The organism is Mangrovibacterium marinum (assembly GCF_003046625.1).
Lineage (GTDB): Bacteria > Bacteroidota > Bacteroidia > Bacteroidales > Prolixibacteraceae > Mangrovibacterium > Mangrovibacterium marinum.
On the sequence record NZ_QAAD01000001.1, the window covers coordinates 47870 to 72950 of the forward strand.

21 protein-coding genes are annotated in these 25081 nt (G+C 48.2%); 5 read left to right on the forward strand and 16 right to left on the reverse strand.

Annotation, left to right across the window (positions count from 1 at the left end; genetic code table 11):
* The first annotated feature begins 34 nt into the window (after window positions 1-34).
* Window positions 35-775 carry a rhomboid family intramembrane serine protease gene (locus tag C8N47_RS00200; RefSeq protein WP_107820503.1) on the forward strand — a complete coding sequence of 247 codons (741 nt, stop codon included), beginning with the start codon at window positions 35-37 and terminating at the stop codon, window positions 773-775.
* Window positions 776-778: 3 nt separating this feature from the next.
* The gene (locus tag C8N47_RS00205) at window positions 779-1657 is read left to right on the forward strand and encodes a rhomboid family protein (protein WP_107820504.1); all 879 of its coding nucleotides are present in this window, start codon (window positions 779-781) and stop codon (window positions 1655-1657) included.
* Between the two features lie 40 nt (window positions 1658-1697).
* Here the strand turns inward: C8N47_RS00205 and C8N47_RS00210 are convergent, their stop codons facing one another.
* Window positions 1698-2693 carry a YihY/virulence factor BrkB family protein gene (locus C8N47_RS00210; protein ID WP_107820505.1) on the reverse strand — a complete coding sequence of 332 codons (996 nt, stop codon included), beginning with the start codon at window positions 2691-2693 and terminating at the stop codon, window positions 1698-1700.
* A 2-nt stretch (window positions 2694-2695) separates the two neighbouring features.
* Window positions 2696-3088: a DUF4783 domain-containing protein gene (locus tag C8N47_RS00215; protein ID WP_170111239.1), complete on the reverse strand. Its 393-nt coding sequence runs from the start codon at window positions 3086-3088 to the stop codon at window positions 2696-2698.
* 193 nt (window positions 3089-3281) lie between these two features.
* Between C8N47_RS00215 and rlmH the strand changes: the two genes are divergently transcribed.
* On the forward strand, window positions 3282-3755 hold the full coding sequence (gene rlmH / locus C8N47_RS00220; protein WP_107820507.1) for a 23S rRNA (pseudouridine(1915)-N(3))-methyltransferase RlmH: 474 nt from the start codon (window positions 3282-3284) through the stop codon (window positions 3753-3755).
* 9 nt (window positions 3756-3764) lie between these two features.
* Window positions 3765-7427 carry a sensor histidine kinase gene (locus C8N47_RS00225; protein ID WP_107820508.1) on the forward strand — a complete coding sequence of 1221 codons (3663 nt, stop codon included), beginning with the start codon at window positions 3765-3767 and terminating at the stop codon, window positions 7425-7427.
* 14 nt (window positions 7428-7441) lie between these two features.
* On the opposite strand, the gene C8N47_RS00230 is transcribed toward C8N47_RS00225, so the two are convergent.
* Together C8N47_RS00230 and arfB are read right to left on the reverse strand one after the other, a co-directional pair.
* Window positions 7442-8080: a YiiX/YebB-like N1pC/P60 family cysteine hydrolase gene (locus C8N47_RS00230; RefSeq protein WP_107820509.1), complete on the reverse strand. Its 639-nt coding sequence runs from the start codon at window positions 8078-8080 to the stop codon at window positions 7442-7444.
* A gap of 2 nt (window positions 8081-8082) precedes the next feature.
* A complete protein-coding gene (gene arfB, locus C8N47_RS00235) occupies window positions 8083-8499 on the reverse strand; it encodes an alternative ribosome rescue aminoacyl-tRNA hydrolase ArfB (protein WP_107820510.1) in 417 nt (138 codons plus the stop codon).
* Between the two features lie 205 nt (window positions 8500-8704).
* Between arfB and C8N47_RS00240 the strand changes: the two genes are divergently transcribed.
* A complete protein-coding gene (locus tag C8N47_RS00240) occupies window positions 8705-9472 on the forward strand; it encodes a TIGR00266 family protein (RefSeq protein WP_107820511.1) in 768 nt (255 codons plus the stop codon).
* A 68-nt stretch (window positions 9473-9540) separates the two neighbouring features.
* Here C8N47_RS00240 and C8N47_RS00245 read toward each other — a convergent pair whose 3' ends face one another.
* From C8N47_RS00245 to C8N47_RS00305, 12 genes are all read right to left on the reverse strand, one after another.
* A complete protein-coding gene (locus tag C8N47_RS00245) occupies window positions 9541-11139 on the reverse strand; it encodes a SulP family inorganic anion transporter (RefSeq protein WP_107820512.1) in 1599 nt (532 codons plus the stop codon).
* An 865-nt stretch (window positions 11140-12004) separates the two neighbouring features.
* Window positions 12005-13318 carry a ribosome biogenesis GTPase Der gene (der, locus tag C8N47_RS00250; RefSeq protein WP_107820513.1) on the reverse strand — a complete coding sequence of 438 codons (1314 nt, stop codon included), beginning with the start codon at window positions 13316-13318 and terminating at the stop codon, window positions 12005-12007.
* Window positions 13319-13425: 107 nt separating this feature from the next.
* Entirely contained in the window at window positions 13426-14310 is an 885-nt protein-coding gene (gene era, locus C8N47_RS00255) for a GTPase Era (RefSeq protein ID WP_107820514.1), read from the reverse strand.
* 977 nt (window positions 14311-15287) lie between these two features.
* A complete protein-coding gene (locus C8N47_RS00265; RefSeq protein ID WP_146161393.1) occupies window positions 15288-16001 on the reverse strand; it encodes a hypothetical protein in 714 nt (237 codons plus the stop codon).
* A gap of 547 nt (window positions 16002-16548) precedes the next feature.
* The gene (locus C8N47_RS00270) at window positions 16549-17619 is read right to left on the reverse strand and encodes an AMP-binding protein (RefSeq protein ID WP_170111240.1); all 1071 of its coding nucleotides are present in this window, start codon (window positions 17617-17619) and stop codon (window positions 16549-16551) included.
* 135 nt (window positions 17620-17754) lie between these two features.
* Window positions 17755-18780, reverse strand: a complete 1026-nt coding sequence (gene menC, locus C8N47_RS00275; RefSeq protein ID WP_107820518.1) for an o-succinylbenzoate synthase — start codon at window positions 18778-18780, stop codon at window positions 17755-17757.
* Window positions 18781-19689, reverse strand: a complete 909-nt coding sequence (locus C8N47_RS00280; RefSeq protein WP_107820519.1) for a 1,4-dihydroxy-2-naphthoate polyprenyltransferase — start codon at window positions 19687-19689, stop codon at window positions 18781-18783.
* A 154-nt stretch (window positions 19690-19843) separates the two neighbouring features.
* Complete coding sequence (menB, locus tag C8N47_RS00285) at window positions 19844-20668, reverse strand: 1,4-dihydroxy-2-naphthoyl-CoA synthase (RefSeq protein ID WP_107820520.1); 825 nt, start codon at window positions 20666-20668, stop codon at window positions 19844-19846.
* A gap of 306 nt (window positions 20669-20974) precedes the next feature.
* Window positions 20975-21430: a transposase gene (locus C8N47_RS00290; RefSeq protein ID WP_107820521.1), complete on the reverse strand. Its 456-nt coding sequence runs from the start codon at window positions 21428-21430 to the stop codon at window positions 20975-20977.
* A gap of 296 nt (window positions 21431-21726) precedes the next feature.
* Window positions 21727-23409, reverse strand: coding sequence for a 2-succinyl-5-enolpyruvyl-6-hydroxy-3-cyclohexene-1-carboxylic-acid synthase (gene menD / locus C8N47_RS00295; protein WP_107820522.1), 1683 nt, complete (start codon window positions 23407-23409; stop codon window positions 21727-21729).
* The gene (locus C8N47_RS00300) at window positions 23348-24520 is read right to left on the reverse strand and encodes a chorismate-binding protein (protein ID WP_107820523.1); all 1173 of its coding nucleotides are present in this window, start codon (window positions 24518-24520) and stop codon (window positions 23348-23350) included. Before C8N47_RS00300 ends, menD begins: the two co-directional genes overlap by 62 nt.
* Window positions 24504-24947, reverse strand: coding sequence for a PaaI family thioesterase (locus C8N47_RS00305; RefSeq protein WP_107820524.1), 444 nt, complete (start codon window positions 24945-24947; stop codon window positions 24504-24506). Before C8N47_RS00305 ends, C8N47_RS00300 begins: the two co-directional genes overlap by 17 nt.
* Window positions 24948-25081: the final 134 nt, after the last annotated feature.

Below are 25081 nucleotides of genomic sequence, written 5' to 3' on the forward strand. Positions count from 1 at the left end.
AAGGCTCTTGTAAGCCTTCACCTAAATTTTGACTATGAATTATACGCGATCGCCATTTGCAAATACGCCTCCGGTTGTAAAAAACCTGGTAATCATTAACGTGCTCATGTTGCTGGCAACCTGGGTACTGCAATCGCGCGGTGTTAACCTGGCTTCCACCTTGGGCCTCCACTATATTGGATCGCCGGCATTTAAACCCTACCAACTGGTAACCCATATATTTATGCACGCGGGGTTTACCCATTTGCTGTTCAATATGTTTGCCTTATGGATGTTTGGCCGGGTATTGGAGAATGTGTGGGGCCCCAAGCGTTTCTTCGCCTTCTATTTTATAACAGGCCTGGGAGCTGCCGCACTGCACACCTTTGTGAACTACCTCGAATTTCAATCTCTTGCTTCTCAACTAAGTCCGGAAAAGCTTAGCCTCGTAATGCAGCAAGGGGTCGACATCTGGCAACAAGGGCAAAATTATAAAGACCCGGTCATGGGACAACTGAACGAAATTTTAAACATCCCTACCGTAGGAGCTTCGGGCGCTGTTTACGGGGTGCTGATTGGTTTCGGAATGTTATTCCCCAATACCATGCTGATGTTAATTTTCCCGCCTATCCCGATTAAGGCCAAATATGCCATTGCCGGAATGATCCTGATTGAGGTTTACCTGGGCTTCACGCAGTCGGCCAGCAATATTGCCCACTTTGCTCACCTTGGAGGTGCCCTGTTTGGCTACTTGCTGATTAAATACTGGAATAAAAACAGCAAACATTTCTTTTAGCAAATGAACATCGTTGACGAAATAAAGGAATCGTTCCGAAAAGGTTCAGTACTTACGCGTCTGATCTACGTTAATATTGGGGTATTTGTACTGCTACGCCTGATTAATGTGATCTTCTTTTTGATGAATGAGAACTTTGGGTTAATCAACTGGTTGGCCCTACCGGCCTCGCAGGAGGCACTATTGCAGCACCCGTGGACCATCTTCACCTACATGTTCCTGCATTTCGACTTCCTGCATATCCTTTTCAACATTCTCTGGCTCTATTGGATGGGCAAGATTTTCCTCATTTATTTCGATGAAAAGAAACTGCTTGGTGTATACATTCTGGGTGGTTTGTTTGGCGGCATATTCTTCCTGCTGGGCTACAACCTGTTCCCGGCTTTTGCCAATCACTTGCAGTTTTCGCGCTTGTTAGGTGCATCTGCATCGGTACTGGCGATTATTGCTGCTGTAGCCACCTACGCCCCCAACCATGCCATCAACCTGCTGTTTATCGGGCAAGTGAAGATGAAGCACGTCGCGATTTTCTCCATCGTGATTTATACCATTGGCATTGCCAGCTCCAATGCGGGCGGCAACCTGGCACACCTGGGAGGCGCTTTCCTGGGCTTTCTGTTTGTGTACCTGCTGCGCAAAAATCACGATCTTACTTCGGTGATCACCCTTTTGTCCGACAAACTGCAAAAACTCTTCAAGCCCAAACAACGGGTAAAAGTGAGCTATCGTAACCAAAACTCGGCCAATATGGACATTGAGTATAACCGCAAACAAAATGTAAAACAAGAGGAAATTAACCGCGTTTTGGATAAAATCAGCAAGTCGGGCTACGACTCACTCACCAAAGAGGAAAAAGAACTGCTGTTTAAAATGGGCAAATAGCAGCGCAGCAAATCAAGCCAGTCGACCAAAACCAACACCGCTAATCGTCGTGGGTTTTACGTCGTTTTAAGCGAAAACGTCGCCGGATAATTCGTTTCACTTCTTCCTTTTTAACTAAGCGTTTGCCGCTTCGCCGTGCAGCCAGTAAACTGGCATTCAGCTCGAAGCCAAACAGCAAAACCAGGGAGATCAAGTATAGCAAAAGAAGCACAACCAGCAAGGCACCAATAGAGCCATACAGCTTGTTATACTGGCTAAAACGTACAATGTAATAGTTAAATCCCAGCAGCACAATAACACTTAGGATTGTCGACATAGTTCCCCCCGCTGAGATGAAGCGCCAACGGGTTTTCTTGGCCGGGGCAAGGTAAAACAAAAACGAATAGGCAAAAAAGAACAAAGCAATAATGACCACCCATTTCCCCACCGACAGCAGATAATAGGTAAACGAACCGCCCAGCAGATCGTGTGCATCCAGGTAGTTGATGCTTAGCTGCCCCAGGGTTATTAAGCCAATGGCGATGGTTAACAGGAAGGCCAAAATCATTAACAGGACAATGGCCATCAGCCGTTGCATATACCAAGGACGGGTTTCGAAAATATGTAAAGAGGCATCGAAAGCATTCATCATCGACACCAGTCCATTAGTCGAAAAGATCATCCCCATGAAGAACCCGAAAGACAGCAATCCTCCCCGCGGTTGGGTCAGGATATCCTTAATGGTTTCGTCGACAGCCTCGAAGGTGTGGGGCGGCAAAATTCCCTGAATGAGCGTAAAAAGCTCGTCCTGAAAATTTTCAATCGGGACATAGGGAATCAGGGTAAACAGGAAAATCGTTGTCGGGAAGATGGCCAGAAAGAAGCTGAAAGCAATGGCCGAGGCCCGTGTGGTGATCGCTCCGTTTTCGATACTTCGGTAAAAAAACAGCATCACATCGTAAAGCGGCACCCGGTCGAAACCAGGCAAAGTCACCTTACGTGCTCGGATCATCCAGGTGAGAAAAATACGCTTAAACCGATGTAAGCGGTTGTTCATCGCTACTGTTTTTCAATTCTCAATTGATGGATCACAGGCTTTCCTCCTTCGTTCTTCACAAAAAAAGAAACCCGGTAGTCGCCCTTCGATGTTGACAGTTTTCCGATAGCGAACTTCGAATCTTCCTTGCCACTCTGGTGGATTATTGAAAATCCGTTGGGGCGGTTTTGAGCAAAAAAGTTCGACACAATTTGTTGGGCCTGTGCCCGGCTGTAAACATCGTCCTGCTCCAGGATAAAAAGTTCTATATTCTGGTTAAAATAACCTGATAAGGTAGACGCATTGCCGGTTTTAAAGCTCAAGACCAGGTCGTCGGGAATTTGAGCCATACCGAGCATGGTGCTGAACACAAAAGCCAGAACCACCAGTGTTATTTTTCTAATTTTCAGTTTCATTCCTTCCTCTGAGTTTTCTATCTGCGCTGTTAACACAATCAAATTACAATAAATATCGTTTCCTTGCCGAAATACCGCTATCTTTTCGAATAGCGAATCGCTCAATAGAAGCATAAATTGTACCAAACAACCGAAAATAGTAAATTTAGATATTTAACTTTGTAAAGTTAACAAATTTCCAACGCGTCTACCTATGAAGATAAAACTGGTTGTTATCGGTAAAACTGATAAAAAATATTTAAATGAGGGCATCGATTTGTTTCAAAAGCGCATCCCCCACTACCTGCCCTTTGAATATCAGATCATTCCGGATATAAAAAATACCAGAAACCTGTCGGAAGAGCAACAAAAAGAAAAAGAAGGAGAACTGATACTGGCGCAGCTGAAACCGGGCGACGAACTGATTTTGCTGGATGAAGGCGGTAAACAATTCCGGTCGGTGGACTTTGCCGCTTACCTGGAGAAGAAAATGCTGGGTGGACTAAAAACCTTGATATTCTGCATTGGCGGCCCCTACGGGTTTTCGCAAGCCGTGTACCAGGCAGCTGCGGGAAAGGTCAGCCTCTCGAAAATGACTTTTTCGCACCAGATGGTTCGGCTTATTTTTTGTGAGCAACTTTACCGGGCTCTGACCATCCTGCGTGGTGAGCCCTATCATCATGAATAAAGCGCCACTATGAAGACCCTGCAAAAATATGCCTTTCTGCTGCTGGCAGTCCTGCTTCTTGCCTTTGGTATCATCTCCGAAGAGTTTGCCCTGCAAAAAGATCACGAGCTACCATTGGAAAAGAAGTTCGAAAAAGTATTCCTGGAGCGATTGAGCACGCTCGAAAATACAATGGACGAGATCTCGGAGACGCTGGAATCGCCCGAGTTCAGCGGGAACCTTCAGAATCACTTCAACAAACTTTTTCCGGCTTACAAGCAGGAAGGGCTCGGTTTTCTGATTAGCCGCGGCGACGAATTACTGTTTTGGTCGAGCAATCATTTCTCATTTTCGGGCATCCTGGATCAGGAGCAAGCCGGCAAGCTGTTGTTTCTGCCCAACGGCGTATTCTTCCTCGAAAAGCGACAAGCCGACGCGTACACCATTTACGGGCTCATCCACATAAAAAACAACTATGCCATTGAGAACGAATTTATCCGGAACAACTTTGATCCGGGATATGGAATGCCGGAAAACTATGCGGTAAAACCGGCTGAAAGTCCGACTGGTGCATCGGTACACGATCGAAACGGAAAGTTTCTGTTTTCGCTGGTTCCGCAAAACAACACGACCATCCGTGCCAGCTCCCTTATTCTGCCGGCATCGTTCTATCTGCTGGCCTTGTTGTGTTTCCTGATCTTTGCCCGACAGATGTTTAAGTCCTTCCGACACGAGCATTTTATCCTGCGGGTGTTCATTTTAGGCCTGGTGCTGTTTGCCCTGTACTGGGTGCGCATCCTCTTTCATTTTCCGGGAATATGCAAGCAGTTCAGTCTGTTTGGTCCTTCGTTGTATGCCTATTCCAGCTGGCTTCCGTCCTTAGGCGACTTGTTGCTATTCAGCATTCTGCTGTTTTTCTGGAGCTTTAACTTTGCGAAAGATTTCACCCTCTCGAGGAGTCGGAAGAAATGGGAGTTGACCGCTGCCTTTACCTTCATTCTGATTTTTTACCTGACAATTAATTTCCTGATCGAAAACCTGATTCGCAATTCAAGTTTCACCTTTCAGCTGAACCGGATCGACGACGTTAACAAATACAGTCTGATTGGCTACTCCATCATTGCCTTGCTGTTCTTCTCAGCCTTTATTATCAACCTGCAAGTGGTTGAATACAGCGAGCGTATTATCCGCCGGAAGCTGTTCTTTTATACCCATCTGTTGCTCATTATCATTTGCGGAACGCTGTGTATCTACCTCAAGCAGACAGAAATTTATATCATCACCCTTTATCTGATCACGAATCTCTCGGTGTTTGTGCTTCAGAAAACGCAGCTAAAGCGCTTTTCGCTCTCCTTCATCATCTATTTTGTTTCGCTGTACACCTTTTTCTCGCTTATTATTATTCAATCGCACAACAATGCGCGCCGTCAGCAAACCCAGCGGCTGATGGCTATCACCCAGTACTCGGAACACGACCCGGCAGCCGAGGTGTTTTTAAAAGAAATACAGCAACAGTTTAGTGTCGACACGGTCATCCCTCCCTTACTGTTGGGCAACGCCTACCAGCAACTGGAAGACTACATCAGCCGAAATTACTTTAACGGCTATTTTAAAAAGTACGATGCCTGGATCACCGTGTGCGATGGCAACGACAGCTTGCTGGTGCAGCCCGACGATCAGCTGGTACCTTGTTATCCGTTTTTCGAGCAGATGATTGAAGAATCAGGCACCGAGATCCCGGGAACCAGCTTCTATTACATGAACAATATGGATGGGCGGATTTCGTATTTCGGGCGTTTTACCCTTCCCCTTCCCTCCAAACCCCTGGGACAATCCATCTTTATCGAGCTGAAGTCGAAATTACTTCCCGAGGGCGTTGGCTTCCCCGAGCTGTTGCTCGACAAATCGCTGCAGGAACCCAGCCGTTACCGAAACTTCTCGTATGCCAAGTACTACAAAAACGAGCTGGTTTACCTCAGCGGCGACTACCAATACAATTACTACATCAGTACCTACAATATTGGCAACAGCAGCAAAGAGCTTAGCCAGCGTAGCTGGGATGGCTACGACCACCTGATTTACAACCTGGGAAATGACAACTACATCATCGTCAGCACCAAGTCATTCGGCTTCGGCCAATACCTGATCTCGTTCCCCTATTTGTTTGTTTTCTATTTTGTGTTCATCCTGCTGATTGTGCTGATCGGCAATGCGAAATACCGCAACCAGGCACTGGTTTACGACCTGAAGTTCCGGATCCAGATTTCCATTATTGCCATCGTTCTGTTCTCGCTGTTGCTGGTGGCCTCCGGAACCATTTACTACAACCTGCGCGAATACAAAAACAAGCATCAGCACGACCTGAACGAAAAGATGAAGTCCATCGCCGAAGAAATTAATCTGCGTCTGAAAAATGTCGATCAGTTTACGCCTGATGTGCTCGACTGGTTGTGGCAGGACCTGGGTGAGCTTTCGAATATCTTCCGCACCGATATTAACATCTACAGTTTTAACGGTGAGTTGATTGCCTCGTCGCGACCCGAAGTTTTTAACCGCGGGATTATCTCGGCACGAATGGATGCCCAGGCATTTTACGAACTCACCGAGAACTATCAAATCAGCATCACCCAGCCCGAGAAAATCGGCAACTTATCGTACTTATCCATCTACGAGCCGATCATCAACAACCGCGGCGAGTACCTCGGATTTATTAACCTGCCTTATTTTACGCGGGGGGATGAGCTGCGGCAGGAGGTGACCACTTTCATTGTTGCTTTTATCAACCTGTATGTATTGCTGTTCTTCATCAGTGTGGTGGTCGCCTTGCTGCTGGCGAACCAGATTACCCGCCCGCTAACGCTGATTCGCGAACGCCTGAAAGGGATGCAGCTGGACAAGCAAAACGAACAGATCAGCTATAATGCCGACGACGAAATTGGTGCCTTGGTGAAGGAATATAACCGCAAAGTTGAAGAACTATCCAACAGTGCCGAACTTTTAGCACGCACCCAACGGGAAATGGCCTGGCGCGAGATGGCCAAGCAGATTGCTCACGAAATTAAGAATCCGCTCACGCCCATGAAGCTTCACATTCAGCATTTACAGCGCGCCAAATCGTCGAACAGCGAGCAGTACGACGAGATCTTTAACCGCGTAACCCGAACGCTTATTGAGCAGATTGACACCCTCTCGGGCATTGCCACCGAGTTCTCGAACTTCGCCAAAATGCCCAATGCCAAGAATGAAGTTTTCAACCTTGCTGAACGACTGAAACAGGTGACGGAACTCTTTGACTCGAGCAAAACAATGCAAATTAAGCTGCTGGATTGCAAGCCTTCAACCGTGATGATTAAAGGGGATAAAGAGCAGCTTTCGCGTGCCATTATCAACCTGATTAAAAACGGCATACAATCGATCCCCACCGGAGAACAGGGGCTCGTTGAGCTGGCGCTGAGCTGTAACGAAACACAGGCAATCATCCAGGTGAAGGATAACGGAGCAGGCATTCCGGAGGACATCCGCGGCAGACTTTTTCAGCCCAACTTTACCACCAAATCGAGTGGAATGGGATTAGGCCTCGCTATTGTTAAAAAAATCGTTGAGTCGGCAAACGGCAGAATCTGGTTCGAAAGTGAGCTCAACCAGGGAACAACCTTCTATGTGGAGCTGCCCCTCTACACGGAAAGCAGCTAAACCGCAAGGATCGGCTAATCATACTCGCCCAGGCACTCCAGCTTATCGGAGGCCGCCATACCATTGGGGTTGCAACCGGGTTCTCCCTCGGGAACCGGAATTCCCAGCCGGCCATAGTAATCCACCCAAGTTGGAAAAAACTCACCGGTTTGGGGATCTTTAAAGGTCATCGGCTTGAGCTTAAAAACAGCAGCATCCTGAAATGCCTTATAAATAAACTCGGAGCAATAGTGACTCGAATCGGAAAGCTTGTAACTGAAATTATAGGGCAAGCCAAGCATGCTGCGGGCTTTGTCCAATGCCGGTTCTATGGCCGACAGCCAGGGCTCCTTTAACCGATAACAAACGGTTTGCAGAGAATCTCCGTCGGGCTCGAGAAAATCGTTCAGGCTCACACGGCAGCACCCTCCCTCGATGTCGGCATGCAGTACCCACAGGCTGCCATCCTCGGCCTGTTCAACCAGCCCTACATGCGAGAAGTGCGTTTCAGCGTGGGTTTGAGTCACTTTATCAATCGCTTCCGACAATTTACCGGAGCTGGCACCTTGAAATAATAAATCACCGGATTGCAAGCTCATCTTCTTTGTCGGATGGCTACACGAGAAGAGCGCTATACAGAGAACAACGCTCATGATATTCAAACTTACTTTCATCTTTAAAATCTGATTTTTCCACGGCTTGATTTTCGTTCCGACTTTTGCTTTTTGCGCTGCAAGCGCTTCTCCACCGAAGCTCGGGTTGGTCGTGTCTTGCGGCGTTTGCGAACCGGCTTCAACACTTCGCGCAGCAGCTGATAAAAGCGCGTCACAACCAGCTCCTTATTTTTCAATTGCGAACGATCCTCCTGGCTGGTCAGAATCAGAATACCTTCCGATGTTATCCGGCCAGCAAGCTTGGTCAACAAAATGGTCTTCTGAACTTCGCTCAGTAAGATCGAATTCGCCACATCAAACCGTAATTCAACACGCGAATTGACCTTGTTGACGTTTTGCCCTCCAGGGCCACTGCTTCGTGATGCCTGAAATACAAACTCCGGACTTAGATCCGGTATGCAAACGATTTTACTTTCCATGAGTAGACAAAGATAAGCCAATAAAGCAAGCTGAAGGGCATTTACAGGTTAAATTCAAGATGAATGGTCGTTTGAAAATCGTTGATATGCGCCCCTGCAGCCAGGTAATCGTTTACCTTTTTCTAACGGCTATTCATCGATTTTTATCGGAGGAAGGGCAACAATTTTATAAATTCGGACAGCAAACAAAAAAAATTAAACAACAATGCAATCACACGAAATTGACTACAAAATCATTGGGCACGATGTTCAATTAGTTGAGGTTGAACTGGATCCGGGAGAAAAAGTAATTGCCGAGGCCGGTGCCATGATCTATATGGAAGATGGTATTAGCTTCGAAACCAAACTAGGCGATGGCTCCAATCCGCGGGCTGGCTTTTTCGACAAGCTTTTAAGCGCCGGATCTCGGCTGATTACCGGCGAGTCGCTGTTTCTGACACATTTTGCCAACCAGGGCTGGGGTAAAAAACACGTGGCATTTTCGGCTCCTTATCCGGGAACAATTATTCCGCTTGACCTGGCCCGCATGGGTGGCCGCATCATTGTTCAGAAAGATGCTTTCCTGTGTGCTGCCCTGGGCACCAAAATATCCATCACCTTTAACCGCCGCCTGGGAGCGGGATTTTTTGGTGGCGAGGGATTCATCATGCAACAGCTGGAGGGTGATGGCAAAGCCTTTATTCATGCCGGGGGAACGGTGATTGAACGACAGCTGAATAACGAAGTGCTGCGTGTTGATACCGGCTGCATTGTAGCTTATGAACCCCAAATTGATTTTAGCGTTGAACAAGCCGGCAACCTTCGTTCGATGGTCTTCGGTGGTGAAGGTATTTTCCTGGCCACCCTGCGGGGAACCGGCAAGGTGTGGCTGCAATCGATGCCTATCCGCAAACTGATCCGCGAGCTAAGTCCCCGGGGAGGCAACCAACGGAAAGAATCGGGCGGTTTGCTAAATCAGTTTCTACAAGACTAAAACTTCAGGATATAAAAAACCCGGCCCCTAAGGAGATTAGGGCCGGGCTAAACCAAATAATAAAAAAACTAGGACACGGCATTTGGGCCGGTCAATTTTTTATAGTGGTCGATGGCCACAAAGTAGTTCGGGTCCTCGACAATATTCACATCACAAATCTTCTCGGCTTTACGGATCAAACGCGTACAGTCGCGGCTCAGATGGCGAAGGTGAATGTTTTTTCCTTCTTTTTGGTAGCGCTCCGCCACTTTATTAATGGCCTCAATGGCCGACTGATCCATAATGCGCGATTCTTTAAAATCGATAATTACCTCTTCCGGATCATCCTGCACATTAAACTTCTGATTGAAAGCCGTTGTTGAAGCAAAAAACAGAGGCCCCACAACTTTATAGTGCTTAATGCCATGCTCGTCAACCGACTCGTTGGCACGAATACGCACGGCATTTTCCCAGGCAAAAACCAAAGCCGAAACAACCACCCCGGCAAATACAGCAATGGCCAGGTCGAAGATGACCGTGAGCACCGTTACAAGAATGATGACAATCAGGTCGGCCAACGGAATTTTGTCCATCAGCCGGAAAGTGTTCCAGGCAAAGGTCCCGATCACCACCATAAACATCACCCCCACCAGAGCTGCTATGGGGATCATTTCAATATAAGTTGACGCAAACAAGATGAAGGCCAGCAAACAAACGGCTGCCACAATTCCCGACAAGCGGTTACGGCCACCCGATTTAATATTGATGATACTCTGTCCGATCATGGCACAACCACCCATCCCGCCAAACAGGCCGTTCACAAAGTTGGCAGCACCTTGCGCAGCACATTCGCGGTTACCGCTACCACGGGTTTCGGTCAGCTCGTCAACCAGATTTAAAGTCATCAGCGACTCAATCAGGCCTACCGACGCCAGAATAACCGCATAAGGGAAAATAAATTTCAGCGTGTCGAAAGTCATCGGAATGACCGGAATATTAAACGTTGGCAAGCCGGCTTTAATGCCCGTTCCGCCACCAGCCTGGATGAATGACTTCACCGTTTGGGTATCAATTCCTCCGAAGATAACAATTGCCGAGACGACCAGAATACCGACTAAGGCTGCCGGAATGGCTTTACTCACCTTGGGCAGCAAGTACATAATCAGCATGGTTAATGCCACCAGCCCAAGCATGGTCCACATCTGGGAACCAGCCATCCATTCGCCACCAATTTTAAACATATTCAGCTGCGACAGAAAAATGACAATCGCCAGGCCATTCACAAAGCCCATCATCACCGATGCAGGCACCATGCGGATGAATTTCCCCAGACGCAGGAAGCCGGCAGTCATCTGCAACACACCAACCAGCAGCAAGGTGGCAAACAGGTATTGCAAACCCATATTGTCGCCGGGCGCTCCCATTTCATTTCCTTTGGCAATTAACGAGACCATCACCACGGCCGTTGCTCCGGTGGCTCCGGAGATCATTCCGGGGCGTCCGCCCAGCACGGCAGTCACCAGCCCCATCATAAAGGCGCCGTACAGACCAATAATTGGCGATACCCCGGCCACAAAAGCAAAGGCTACCGCTTCGGGCACCAAGGCCAAGGCAACGGTCAAGCCGGAAAGCACATCATCTTTAATACTTCCCTGGTTTTTATCGATAAAATTGAACTTATACTTCATCTGCTAATTTTTTCAAGAGGCTGATTGGATTGAGCGCAAAAATAGACTTTAAAGCCCAAAATATGCCTTACAGCATATTTTCGATCGTGATGTTAATAAAGGCTTAATGTGACAATGAGCTGTAAGTTCCCGTCAACCAAGGAAAAACCAGCTGAAGATCAGCCGGCATAAACGATGCTTGGGTTTGTAGCAAACTCCGGGTTACTAATCAAGGCGCTCGAGGCCGGTTCATATCACCTGCTTAAAACAAGGCTTCGCGTCAATTGGCATTCAGAAAAACCTTCATGATTCCGGGGAATCACCAACAGAGATGAAAGTGTAGTCGTTTTCGACTATGCTGTTGTCGTTGTTTTCATAAGTTGTCGGGTTGTCATCCAAAACGCCATCAACCAGCAAAAAGGTCTTCTAATCAATGAGGAAAAGTCGGGAGTTAGTTGGCCTATTTTTATCGAGACCGAGATCAAACGAAAAGCTTAGTGAAACCGGGAAGCTCCGTCGTGAGACGGAGATCAGCCGGTTGAACTTAGCTTTTCGGCAGATGGCGGTTGAAGATAAAAATCAGCCATGACCTTTTTGTTTCGTTTTTGTGTCACTACAAAAATGAAAACCCGTCCGGTAGGACAAGGTTCCTATTTGATCAAAAGTAGAAATAGAAAAAGCAGTCGGGTTTGGAACAACGCCCATTAACACAAGTTTGCGACAAAGTGAGCCGTAGCTCCAGCTTCAAGCTGAATCGACATTCAATGCTTCCCCGATGCGGTTTGGAAACCCTGCCTACCGCAGGCAGGCGCATCACCCGAAGGAGACTTTCATAAAAAAAGGCCTGACCTTGAGAGATCAGACCTTGAACATATCGTGATTGGGTTTACTTCTTCCGGAAGAAAATCTGAATGGGCACACCGGTAAAATTAAATTGATCGCGGATCTGGTTTTCAATATAACGACGATACGGATCTTTAATATACTGAGGCAGGTTGGCAAACAAGGCAAACGAAGGCGTTGGACTTGGCAACTGCGTTACGTATTTAATTTTAATGTATTTCCCTTTGATGGATGGTGGCGGGTATTTTTCGATGGCCGCCAACAGCACCTCATTCAAGGTAGAGGTTTTTACCTTTTGAGACTTATTCTGATAAACCTCAACGGCTGTTTCCAGGGCTTTAAAAATACGTTGCTTGGTCATGGCCGACATGAAGATGATAGGCACATCGGTGAAGGGAGCAATACGCTCGTGAATCATTTCCGTGAATTTATTCACCGACGAGTTATCCTTCTCCATCAGGTCCCATTTATTGACCAGCAGCACCACTCCTTTTTTATTTCGAATGGCCAGGTTGAAAATATTCACATCCTGGGCTTCCATGCCGCGGGTTGCATCAATCATCACCAGGCATACATCGGCTTCTTCGATGGCGCGCACAGAGCGAAGCACCGAGTAAAACTCAACATCTTCCTTCACCCTGGCTTTTTTGCGCAAACCGGCTGTATCAACCAGGTAAAAGTCGTGCCCGTATTTGTTATAGCGCGTGTTGATGGCATCGCGGGTTGTTCCGGCAATATCGGTCACAATGTTCCGATCCTCACCGGTCAGCGCATTGATGAAAGATGATTTTCCAACGTTGGGGCGACCAACAACGGCAAAGCGCGGAATACCTTCTTCAATTACCTCTTCTTTTTCCTTTTTCGGGAAAGCAGCAACAACGTCATCCAGCAAGTCGCCGGTTCCGCTACCATTCATCCCCGAAATAGGGTATAGCTTTTCGCCCAGTCCCAGTGCGTAAAACTCGTGTATTTCCATGTGACGCTGCACATTGTCGACTTTATTCACCACCAGGAAAACAGGCTTATCAACCCGTCGCAGAATATTGCCCACCGCGATATCGAGGTCGGTAATACCGCTTTCAACATCAACCGCAAAGATGATCACATCGGCCTCGTCCATGGCCAATCGCACCTGCTTGCGGATTTCGTCTTCAAAAACGTCGTCCGAGTTCACCACATAACCTCCGGTGTCGATCACCGAAAATTCGACGCCATTCCACAGTGACTTTCCGTAGTTCCGGTCGCGCGTTACTCCGGCAGTCTCGTTAACGATGGCCTGACGGGATTCAACCAAACGGTTGAAAAAGGTTGACTTACCAACATTGGGTCTACCTACTATTGCTACAATATTGCTCATTGCTTTCTTTGTTATATGTTCCGGGTTTTCACCCTCCTCTTTTTTTAGTCGTGCGTCATGAGTGCCAAGTCTTGACTTTCTGCTGGCGACTCATGGCTCAAATTGCGTTACTGAAAATCGTATCCAAAGCGGCCCAGCTGACCATCTTTATCGCGCCAGTCTTTGCTCACTTTTACGTACAACTCCATAAATATTTTCTTCTGAAAAAACTCTTCCAGATCCATGCGTGCCTGGCTGGCCACTTTCTTCAGTGCCTTGCCCTGGTGCCCGATAATGATCCCTTTTTGGCTGTCGCGTGCCACGTGAATCACGCTACGCAGGTTGATAATCTTATCTTGTTCTTTAAATTCTTCCACTTCCACCTCAACCGAGTAGGGAACTTCCTTTTGGTAGTTCAGCAAAATCTTCTCGCGAATAATTTCGGTGACAAAGAAACGCTCATTGCGGTCGGTCAGCTCGTCTTTCGGGAAATACGGTGGTCCGTCGGGCAGCAGTTCCAAAATCCGGTCGAAAATGGGTGCAATGTTAAATTTTTCGGTTGCCGAGATCACATAGATATCCGCTGCCGGCAACAAATCGCGCCAATAGTTATGCAGCTCCATCACCTTCTCCTGTGTCGACAGGTCGATCTTATTAATCAAGACAATAACCGGCGCATTCGACTTGCGGATTTTCTCCAGGTACTCCTCATTTTTATCGGCTTTTTCCACCACATCGGTGACATACAGAATCACATCGGCATCAATCAGAGCGGTATTCACAAAGCCCATCATCGATTCCTGCAACTTGTAATTGGGCTTCAGAATCCCGGGGGTATCCGAGTAAACAATCTGGAAATCTTCACCATTGACAATCCCTTTAATCCGGTGGCGGGTTGTTTGCATCTTTTTGGTAATGATCGACAAACGCTCGCCCACCAAAGCGTTCATGATCGTTGATTTCCCGACATTGGGGTTTCCGATAATATTGACAAAACCTGATTTATGCGCCATTTATTTAAAAATGAATGATTTAAAAACGCCGCAAAGATAATCAATAAATTGAATTGCAACAGCGCGGAATCAAACATCGCTGATTTTGCGAAATTACTGCAACCGGAAAAAGCAGCAGGAGTCCGCAGGAATAGCCAACAGCGATGAAAAGCAAGAGTTTTCGGATAGCCGGTTGGCCTGGTTATCCGGTTGTCGTGGTTGTCAGAAGTTGTCGCTCCACCTCTCATCAAAACAAGTTATTGGCATTCCACCTTAGTGTCTTTGCGTGGTAGACTTTCACGAAAAACATTCATGATTCCCGGGAATCACCAACAGGAATGAAAGTTTAGGATTCTTTCAACTATACTGTTGTCGTTGTTTTCAAAAGTTGTCGGGTTGTCGTGTTTTCAAAAAGTTATCAAGTTGTTGTCCAAAACAGCATCACCGAGCAAGGAGGTGGTTTGATTAATGAGGAAGAGTTGGAACCGAGTGGCCTATTTTTATCAAGACCGGAATCAAACGAAAAGCTTAGAGAAACCGGGAAGCTCCGTCGCGAGACGGAGATCACCCGGCTGAACTTAGCTTTTCGGCAGATGGAGGTTGCAGATAAAAATCAGCCATGAAAAGCACGTTTAAGTGAATGCAAAACAAGCTTGCTTGATTTTTGCTGAGCGTAGTGCTTTCTGCAATTTTTTGTTTCGTTTTTGTGTCACTACAAAAATGAAAACCCGTCCGGTAGGACAAAGTTCCTTTTTTGATCAAAAGTCGAAATGGAAATGGTTCGGTTCTGAAATGACTTTCTGATAGCCTGTTGTCAGAAGTTGTCGGGTTGTCGCTCCACCTCTCATCAAAACCAAGTATTGGCTTTGCAACTTAGCGCCTCTGGGTGGTAAGACTTTCAGAAAAAATAAAGCGGCGACCCCACCTCTGGAATCGCCGCCTGCTTTTAACCCTTTTGTTGTTCTATCGTTCCTACGAACAGAATGAGTTCATGATCCTTACTCAGCAGGAGTTGTCTGTCCCCAAACAATGTGATCCTCAGCTATTGAAATTGCTTGGTAGTAACTTGCGCTGCCACTTAGCAAGCCCGTGATCTCCAAGGTATAGGTTGTTCCCTCGGCCGGCGCTTCAGCCCACGAACCTTGTTGGGTTGAAATGGTATAGTCGGTTTTATTTCCAACTAAATAACCGGCGTTAGTTGTTGAGCTAAAAATGATCTCGCCTTCCGGGTTCCGCAACGACACCACAATGGCGTCCGCATCTTCCACTTCCTCCCAACTCAGCTCTACTTCATCATCCGAAACAACCACGCTCGTGATGATGGCAGGATCCAACACTTCGTCGCTCAAAGCATCAACCGAAGTCGTTGATAAGCCCGAAGCAAACGTATAGTTAAACGTATAACTACCCTCGGCAGGCAGGCTGGTGGTGTACACTTCATTATTGGAGAAGTAACCCGACTCGCTGCTTAAGGTATAAGTCGCCCCTCCCGGACCGCTTACCGTTACAGAGGTAGGTACCTCATATTGACCAACAGCCTCCAGATGCAATGCGTAAACCACAGTCGCATCTTCTCCTTCGGTGGCCGGTGCCTCCAGTTTCGAAATCACATAAGCTTCTCCCACTCCGTACGGAGTCGGGTCGTCGTCGTTACAAGCTGTCAAACCGGCAAACATGGCCAGGATCAATCCTTTTGCAAAAATTTTCTTCATAGCTTTTTTATCGTTTTTAAGTTGAATGTTATGACCGATAGATGGTCGTATTGCGAAAAGGTTGCGAGCGGCTTTCATTATTTTTACAGAAGAAGAAAAATATCCGACTAAACGAAGGCCGCCCCATTCATTAACAATCCGGAACGGCGGTTTCGTATTTACGGAGGGTCCACCAGAGCTCACGGAAGGTCGACCAGAGCTCAACGAAGCCCCACTAGAACTCACGGAAGCTCCACCCGGACTCACGGAGGTTCCAACAGAGCTCAACGATGCCCCACCGGAACTTACGGAGGCTCCACCAGAGCTCAACAAAGCCCCACCGGAACTTACGGAGGCTCCACCAGAGCTCAACGAAGCCCCACCAGAACTTACGGAGGCTCCACCAGAGCTCAACGAAGCCCCATCAGAACTTACGGAGGCTCCACCCGTGCTCACGGAAGGTCGTTCTGCACTCACGAAAGGTCCACCAGAGCTCAACATGGTCAACTTTGCCTTCAACATTGATCCAACCGACACAAAATCGAGGCAACCGAAAAAAATGGCCGGTTCACAGTTGGTCGGGCGGCAAACGTTTGATTTTGCCATTGCCGGTGCGGGGAAGGGCCGGGGTGAAAATAATTTCGCCGGGCTGTTCGTAGCGGCTGAGGCGCTCGTTGCAGCTTTCGCGCAGTTGGGAAATCAGTCCGGCGCTTTCGGTTCCCTCAACAACCAGTACCAGGCGGGCGCCCAGGCGTTCGTCGGGTTTCGAGGAAATGTAAAAAGGAAGGTCGATGGCGCTTTCCAGCTTCCCCTCCAGCTCTTCGGGCGAAAACTTCAGGCCGCCCGAGATGATGCGGTTGTCGGCCCGCCCGAGGATCCGGAAGGTGCGTTCATCCTTCAGTTCGCCCAGATCGTTGGTTTGCAGGAAGCCGTTTTCCAGCCCGGGCATTTCAATGCGGACACATCCGTTCTCATTCAATTTCACGCTGATCCCGTCGAGGCCGTGATACCAGCCGTCTTTCCCGGGGCCGTTCAACTGGCGCAGGGCAATGTGGGTGGCCGTTTCGGTCATGGCATAGCTCGAATAGCAGGTGGTTTGAACTTGCTGCAGCTTTTCTTCCAGCGAAACCGGGATGGCAGAGCCGCCAAGGAGCAGAAAGTCCAGATTCCGCCGGTCAAATTTCAAATTCCAAATTCCAAACTCCAAAATTTTGGAGACCTGGTTGATGACCATCGCGGCAAATTTAAAGTGAAGGCCGGATTGAAGGACCTCGAAGTCGGTGGCGGGGTCCACCAGATGCAAATCCAGTTGCCCGATCAACGCCCTCACAATCATCAGCTTCCCGGCAATGTAGCGCGCAGGCAGGCAATGCAGCACACGATCGCCCGCTTTTAAGTTGAAAAAGCGAATGGTGCGCAGCGCGCTGGCCGCCACAAAATCTTTTTTCAGCAGGATGTTTTTGGGCTCGCCCGTGCTGCCCGAAGTCTTCACCTCGATATAATCCCGGGCGTCGTACCATTCGGCCAGAAAGTCGAGCCAGTCGCGCTCCCAGCCAGTGGCGTTTTCGCGACCGGCGATCAGCTCGTCAACCCTTGTTGGCCGATTGTTGAGGGTGATATGTGTGGGAAAGAGTTTCAAGTTATGAGTTTCGAGTTTTGAGTTCCAGGTTTCGAGTTTCAAGTTCGTTTTCTGCGACTGCGACTGAACACTGCGACTATCTGATGTCATTTCTCAGGTCCCATCGCCATGCTCTTCTCCCCATGCTCCCGGCCGCTACAGTCCGAATCCCTTCGCAGGGTCAAACCACAACTGCTCGCCCCGGATTTCCAGCGGCGACTCAATGTTGTTGGTAAACAGCTGTCCGGTTCCGAGGCCCTGATGCATGTGCACATTTTTCGTAAAAGTCCACTGTGCAATGGCGTTCAGCCCGATATTTGATTCCAGGTACGAGGTAATCCACCAACCAATATTTCGGTCCCTGGCCAGCTCAATCCATTCGTCGCAACCCGCCAGGCCACCGTGTAAACTGGGTTTCAACACCAGGTATTGCGGGCGGACCATATCCAGCAGCAGTTCCTTGTCTTCGCGTTTGTTGAGGCCGATCAGCTCTTCATCCAGCGCAATGGGCAGGGGCGTTTCGTCGCACAGCTTGGCCAGGTCGGCCCAGCGTCCGGCAATAATCGGTTGCTCAATCGAGTGTAGTTGAAGTTCTGCCAGCCGTTCGAGCTTTTGCCAGGCCTCATCGACCTTAAAACCTCCGTTGGCATCAACCCGCAGCGTAATTTGTTCGGGGCTGAAGCGTTCCCGGATGGATTGCAGCATAAGCAGCTCTTTCTCAAAATCCAGGGCACCAATCTTTAGCTTGATGCAGCGGAAACCAGCGGCCAGCTTGGCTTCAATCTGCTGTTGCATACTCTCGGCCTCGCCCATCCAGATCAGTCCGTTGATCGAAATTCCGGCTTTCCCTTCGGTAAAAGCTGAGGGGTAGAGAATGCGTTGTCCCCCGTTTTGCAGGTCGAGCAAAGCCGTTTCCAAAGCAAAACGAAGCGACGGGTAGTCGAGCAGCAGTTCCTCGTTCTCGAAAAAGTGCATCGGGTCCGAGCAGACATCTTCGATCAGGTAGTCAATTTGCTCGGGTGTTTCCTTGCTCAGTCCGGGAAGCGGGGCACATTCGCCCAAACCGGTTTTCCCGTTCTCTTCGATATAGAGATACCATACCGTTCGCGTCTTCAACACCCCGCGCGAAGTACCTGCCGGCTGTTTAAATTCGAGCTCGTATTTCTTGAAGTAACCAATCATCTAGTAAGCTAAGATTAACCCGAGCGAGAACAGCAGCGTGAATGCCAGCGTTCCCAAAGCCAGGCGTTTCAGGAATGGATCGAGTAAGCGATCCTCTTTGGTGTTGTATATCTTGATCAAATCTATCAGGAAGAGCGGCAAAGTCAGCAGGAATAACCATTGCCAGGCCGATTCCTGTTGGTGCAGGGTGAAGACGATGGCCGCGATCCATCCCCACGCAATGATGGCGATGTGGTAGATGCGGCTGTTGCGGCTTCCCATTTTCACAGCCATGGTCATCTTTCCCGACTGTTGGTCGTTCTGGATGTCGCGCATGTTGTTCAGGTTTAACACCCCTGCACTAAAAAATCCCATGCTGATGGCCGGAAGCATGATGGCTGTTTCGAAAAAGTTGCTGTGCAAAAAGAAGACGCCAATCACAGGCAACAGGCCAAAGAACAGGAACACCGACAGGTCGCCCAGCCCAATGTATCCGTACGACTTTTTACCGGCTGTGTAAAAATAGGCAGCCAGTAGTGCCAGTATACCCAAGCCGATGAAGCCGAAAAAGGCAATTTTGCAAAATGCCCAGGTTCCGGCGTAAACCAGGGCAATACCTAAAATGAAACTTAGCCCGCCAACGACGATCATGCCTTTTTTCATTTCCGACGGCGTGATTTCTCCTCCCTGCATGGTACGCGTTGGTCCCAACCGCTGGTGATTGTCGGTTCCTTTTTGAAAATCGCCGTAGTCGTTGGCAAAGTTCGAGAAAATCTGAATCAGGGTTGCCGTCACAACGGCCAAAATGAAAACGGTGAGGTTGAAAGCCCCGTAAAAGGCAGCCAGCGCCGAGCCCATTACAATGCCCGACAAAGCCAGCGGTAAAGTGCGCAGCCGTGCTGCTTTGATCCAACTTTTGGGTGTTGCCATACTTGTTGTTGGTTGCCGGTTTCTTGTTGCTGATTGCAAACAGCCGAATACCGGGGTTATGAATTGATATTGCCAAGAACACAAAGTTGTGAGAGAAGTTTCATTGCAGGAAATCAATCTCCGGGAACTCTGTGTTCTCTGTGGTTAACCCAAATTAAGGGAACTTCGGATATTTTTTGAAGTCGGGCTTGCGTTTTTCCAGGAATGCGTGCTTTCCTTCCTGTGCTTCTTCGGTCAGGTAGTACAGCAGGGTTGCGTTACCGGCAAACTCCTGGATACCGATTTGACCATCCAGATCGGCGTTCATGCCGAGCTTCAGCATGCGCAAAGCCAACGGACTGTGTTCCTGCATTTTTTGAGCCCAGGCAACCACTTCGTCTTCCAGCTGATCCAATGGAACAACTTTATTCACCAAACCCATTTCCAATGCTTCTGCTGCGTTATATTGACGGCACATGAACCAGATTTCGCGGGCTTTCTTTTGTCCAACCACGCTGGCCAGGTACGATGATCCCAAACCTGCATCGAAGCTACCTACTTTCGGTCCGGTTTGTCCGAAGATGGCGTTCTCGCTGGCGATACTGATGTCGCAAACCACGTGCAACACGTGTCCGCCGCCAATGGCATAGCCGTTCACCATCGCAATCACTGGTTTCGGCATGCTGCGGATTTGTTTCTGCACTTCCAGGATGTTCAGACGGGGAATACCGTTTTCGTCGATGTAACCGCCCGTGCCTTTCACGTTTTGGTCGCCACCCGAGCAGAATGCTTTGTCACCGGCACCGGTCAGTACAATCACATTGATGTTATTGTCCTCGCGGCAGATGTGCAACGCATCGCTGATGTTGTTCACCGTTGTTGGGCGGAAAGCGTTGCGCACCTGTTCGCGGTTGATGGTGATTTTACCAATTCCATCGTAATAGTCGAAGAAAATATCTTCGTATTCTTTAATGGTTTCCCATTGTCTTTTAGTACTCATTGTATCGTGTTTATTGTTATATTTTTAAGTTGCCCTTTCAGGGCGTGATCTCACAAATTTGGTCGTCACATAAACCCAAGGCGTTGCCGTTGGGCTGAAATAAGTTGTCCCTTCGGGACGTTGGGGCAGAAAACAAGTTCTCCGCGCTGCATTAGACTGAAGTAATCCGTCCGCTCAGGACGCAAAGGCAGCCAGTTATTGCCTTTTTCGTTTCTTCCGGGCTGAAAGCCCTGCTTAATTCAGCCCGGGGCAACACCCCGGGAACTCAATGGGACAATTGCCAGCGCTGCGCCCTGTAAGGGCAGCTTAGTCTGTCCAAAGATAACGTTCATCGTAATCAATCCCATATTCTTTCAAAAATGCAAGCAGTTCTTCTTTAAAGGAAATTGTCTTGTGATGCTCTCGTTGATTTTCGATATACTTTTTTGTTTTGTTGTGAACGGATTGACTGACCGAAAAACCAGCGTAGCCCCCTTGCCAGGCAAATTGTTTATAATGGGAACCTTTTTCTTTGATCCATCTGCTGCTGTGCCTTTTGATTTCCTCGACCAGTTTTGCCAAAGCAATATTTTTTGACATGATACAAAGGATATGAACGTGATCGTTAGTTCCGTTTATACTTAGAGGAATGGATTCGTTGTCTTTGATAATTGCACCGACATAAGCGTACAGTTCGTTACAATCTTCCTCCATAATTTTCACCTCGTCTCTTTTGATGTGAAAAATCAAATGAACGTATAATTTAGATAGCGACTGAGACATATTTCATTTTTAAGTTGCCCTTTCAGGGCGTGATCTCGCAAATTTGTTCGTCACGTAAACCCAAGGCGTTGCCGTTGGGCTGAAATAAGCTGTCCCTTCGGGACGTTGGGGCAGAAAACAAGTTCTCCGCGCTGCATTGGGCTGAAGTAACCCGTCCGCTCAGGACGCAAAGGCAGCCAGTTATTGCCTTTTTCGTTTCTTCCGGGCTGAAAGCCCTGTTTAATTCAGCCCGGGGCAACACCCCGGGAACTCAATGGGCAAATGCCAGCGCTGCGCCCTGTAAGGGCAACTTTTTTTTATCCCTTGACAAATTTGAATAATCCGCGGAAGGTTTTCGTATTGACTTCCGCATCGGTAAATATTTCGAGCAAAGCGGGGCCTTGTTGTTCAGAGGAATAGAAATCAGCCAGAGCATCTTCCAATTCTTCGGTGTTTTCCGCTTTGAAATAATCCAGTCCGAATGTTTTGGCGATGCCTTCTGCTTTGAACTTGTTCTCGGTGAAAAAATGTTCCCGGAATGCCGGTGATTCGCCCGGCCCTTTGATCAGGCTAAAAATGTTGCCACCCCGGTTGTTGATCACAATTACGCGGAAGTTATTTCCAACGTAATTGTTCCACAGGGCATTGGAGTCGTAGAAAAAGGACAAGTCGCCCAAAATAATCGTATTCAGCTTTTCTGACTCGTGGGCAAATCCAACAGCAGTCGACATTGGGCCGTCGATGCCAGCTGTGCCACGATTGCTGAAATATTGCGTGTTTGGAACAGCCTCGCAAATCAGCCCGTAACGAACCGGGGAGCTGTTTCCTAAATGAACCACCGAGTTCTCGGGAATTGCATTTCGAATCTGTTCAAAAACGGTCAGGTCCGACCATTCTGTTCTCAAAATATATTGATCGCGCAGCTGGTTTACCTGCGCTTCCTTTTTCTTCCAAAGTTGAAGATAGTCTTTGCCTTTTTCTTGCAATTCGGGTAGAAGGGCTTCGAAGAAATCAACCGCATCCATGGCAATCACTTTGGTCAGCGATTGGTAGGTGTCGAAATGCTCATTCGACAAGCTCAAATGCCAGTGTTGGCTGGCTTTGTTCTTGCGCAGAAACTGTTTCAATGCTTTCGATACATATTGGCCTCCGAATGAAATCAGCAGATCCGGTTGAAAATGTTCCGGTACATCTTCCAACATGGCCGCCATAATGGTATCGATGTTTCCGCAAAACTGCGGGTCATTCAGGTTTGCCAAGTGTTCTTTCAGAACAACAGCTCCTGTTTTTTCAACGATCTCTGCCAGCAGGTTTTCCAATCCCGGGTTGGGCACTTGTTGACCTGTCAAGATCATCACTTTTTGGCTTTGGTTGAAACTGCTTGCCAGTTTTTCAATAGTTGTGGCGCTCAACGCAGAAATGGTTTCTTCCTCTTCAATCACCTTTACTGGTGAAAGGGGTGTGTCCAGTAAATCGTGCAAGGGCTCTTCCAACGGAACATTAATATGAACAGGTGCGGGAGTTCCCGAAACGGCCAGGTTGAGGCACGCGTTAATTTCGCGGGCGGCAAACCAGAGCTCCTTTTCGCTTTCGCCCAAAGGCAGGCTAATTTCCTTTTTAGTAAAGTTTTTATAAACTCCCTTTTGTTGGATGCATTGGCTTTCGGCCTGGTCAATCCAGTAATCCGGACGATCGGCAGTGAGCACAATCAGCGGAATATTGAGGTAAAATGCTTCAGCAATGGCAGGCGCATAGTTCAAGGTTGCGGTGCCCGAGCTGCAAACAATGGCAACCGGCTTTTGCTTGGCCTGCGCCAAACCCATCGCAAAATAGGCGGCACTGCGCTCGTCGACAATGTTGCGGCAATTAAACAGTCCCGATCCGGCAAAGGTGTGTGTCATCGGGCCGTTGCGCGATCCGGGCGAGATGATGATATCGTCAATTCCTTTGGCCAGCAGTAAAGAGGCCAGTTGCTGAATGTGTTTCTTTGTTGAAATCATTGGTCTGAACAGCCTCAATGGCTGATAATAGCGTTGTTGCTTTTTTCGTTGTTTCGTCCCACTCCTCGGCCGGAACGGAACGCGCGGTAATTCCGCCTCCCGAGTACAGCATGTAGTTGTCGGCGGTAATTTCCATGCAACGCAAATTTACAAATAATCTGATGCAATCGTTCATGCGCCAGGGACCGAGATAACCGGAGTAGTATCGCCGATCATGCTTCTCGATGGTTGAGATAAAACGATGGGCCTTCGACTTAGGCAATCCGCAAACAGCCGGTGTGGGATGCAGCTGTGCGACAAAATCACCCAATTTGTCTTCCACCTTTTTGGCCGAAAAATTGAAACTGGTTTTCAGGTGGGCCACCCTGCCGCTCTCCAGTGTTTCCGGGCCTTGCGTGGTGTAAGGATGGATATTGAACTTGTAAAAAACGTCGAGCATGTAGCGCGAAACAAAGGCCTGCTCCTCAATTTCCTTGGTGTGCCAGCGGTAATCCGAGTCGTCGCGTCGGCTTTGTGTGCCGGCCAGCGAAACGGTTTCCAGCGTTTTTCCTTTCGATTGTAAAAGGACCTCGGGAGTGGCACCCATCCAAAGTCCGGCGCCCGGAAGATTAACCAGGTAAACCATGGCATTGGGCGTTTGCCGCCGCAATTGCATATACAATTCACCAATCGATTCGTTTCCGCGTTTGGCCGGAATAATGCGCGAAACAATCACCTTCGATAGTTTGGTGCTTTGAATAACGCGAACCGTTTCATCAATATCTTTCAGGTAGTTTTCCTGGGCGATAATGTAGAAATCGCGGGAAGCAGGAGTTTTGCATTCCAACGACGGAAGTGCTTCGATATCGAACGCTTTGATAGCTTTTTCATCTTTCAGATAAACGCCGGGCTTCATCAAAATAAGCGGTGAATTTTCGTCAATCCGGAAAGGGGCAAAAACGAAGCCCTCCTGTCCGTTAAGCCGATCGAAATCTTCAAGAAACAAAATGTCGGAAGGTTCACCAAGCAATATTTCAGGTGCTGTTTCGCCAGGCAGCGACCAAGCCGCAAAGGGGCGGTTCTTCTGCAAAAGCTGATCGAAAAATACCGTATAACTATCTCCCCTGGTCATCCTTTTTAATAATCATATTGGTTACGCGGGCTGAAGAAATCAACTTCCCGTCCTGCCTGGTTATGTCAACATTCCAAATGTGTGTTTGTTTTCCCCGGTGAATGATTTTTGCCGTTGCTACGACCTGCCCTTCCTTGGCGCCGCCCACGTGATTGGCTGATACCTGGATGCCTCGGGCATCGTACTCCGCACTGTCAATTAAGAGGATACTGCCCAGCCCGGCAATGGTTTCGGCCAAAGCCAGGTTGGCGCCACCATGTAATATTCCTCCGGGGCGCATGGTTTTTTCCGACACCGGCATCGTTGCCACCACTTCTCCTTCGCTAACCGCTTCAATCTGAATTCCCAGGTTGCTGATCAAACTGTTTTGCATCGAGGCATTTAACAGGTCAACCGGGATATTAGCATTCAACTGACTAAGATCCATTTCCTTCTTTCTTATTTTGAAGGTCTAAAATAGTGTTAAGTTTTTATTTCAGGAAGTCCATCTGAATTTAAAGGGCGAAGAACCCGGCAACCAACAAGCCCCGCAAGACGCTTTCGATCTTGTGAGGCAGCCAA

Coding starts and splice junctions, on each gene's coding strand:
- C8N47_RS00200 (WP_107820503.1), top strand. CDS start 35: ATGAATTATACGCGATCGCCATTTGCAAATACGCCTCCGGTTGTAAAA.
- C8N47_RS00205 (WP_107820504.1), top strand. CDS start 779: ATGAACATCGTTGACGAAATAAAGGAATCGTTCCGAAAAGGTTCAGTA.
- C8N47_RS00210 (WP_107820505.1), bottom strand. CDS start 2,693: ATGAACAACCGCTTACATCGGTTTAAGCGTATTTTTCTCACCTGGATG.
- C8N47_RS00215 (WP_170111239.1), bottom strand. CDS start 3,088: ATGAAACTGAAAATTAGAAAAATAACACTGGTGGTTCTGGCTTTTGTG.
- rlmH (WP_107820507.1), top strand. CDS start 3,282: ATGAAGATAAAACTGGTTGTTATCGGTAAAACTGATAAAAAATATTTA.
- C8N47_RS00225 (WP_107820508.1), top strand. CDS start 3,765: ATGAAGACCCTGCAAAAATATGCCTTTCTGCTGCTGGCAGTCCTGCTT.
- C8N47_RS00230 (WP_107820509.1), bottom strand. CDS start 8,080: ATGAAAGTAAGTTTGAATATCATGAGCGTTGTTCTCTGTATAGCGCTC.
- arfB (WP_107820510.1), bottom strand. CDS start 8,499: ATGGAAAGTAAAATCGTTTGCATACCGGATCTAAGTCCGGAGTTTGTA.
- C8N47_RS00240 (WP_107820511.1), top strand. CDS start 8,705: ATGCAATCACACGAAATTGACTACAAAATCATTGGGCACGATGTTCAA.
- C8N47_RS00245 (WP_107820512.1), bottom strand. CDS start 11,139: ATGAAGTATAAGTTCAATTTTATCGATAAAAACCAGGGAAGTATTAAA.
- der (WP_107820513.1), bottom strand. CDS start 13,318: ATGAGCAATATTGTAGCAATAGTAGGTAGACCCAATGTTGGTAAGTCA.
- era (WP_107820514.1), bottom strand. CDS start 14,310: ATGGCGCATAAATCAGGTTTTGTCAATATTATCGGAAACCCCAATGTC.
- C8N47_RS00265 (WP_146161393.1), bottom strand. CDS start 16,001: ATGAAGAAAATTTTTGCAAAAGGATTGATCCTGGCCATGTTTGCCGGT.
- menC (WP_107820518.1), bottom strand. CDS start 18,780: ATGATTGGTTACTTCAAGAAATACGAGCTCGAATTTAAACAGCCGGCA.
- C8N47_RS00280 (WP_107820519.1), bottom strand. CDS start 19,689: ATGGCAACACCCAAAAGTTGGATCAAAGCAGCACGGCTGCGCACTTTA.
- menB (WP_107820520.1), bottom strand. CDS start 20,668: ATGAGTACTAAAAGACAATGGGAAACCATTAAAGAATACGAAGATATT.
- C8N47_RS00290 (WP_107820521.1), bottom strand. CDS start 21,430: ATGTCTCAGTCGCTATCTAAATTATACGTTCATTTGATTTTTCACATC.
- menD (WP_107820522.1), bottom strand. CDS start 23,409: ATGATTTCAACAAAGAAACACATTCAGCAACTGGCCTCTTTACTGCTG.
- C8N47_RS00300 (WP_107820523.1), bottom strand. CDS start 24,520: ATGACCAGGGGAGATAGTTATACGGTATTTTTCGATCAGCTTTTGCAG.
- C8N47_RS00305 (WP_107820524.1), bottom strand. CDS start 24,947: ATGGATCTTAGTCAGTTGAATGCTAATATCCCGGTTGACCTGTTAAAT.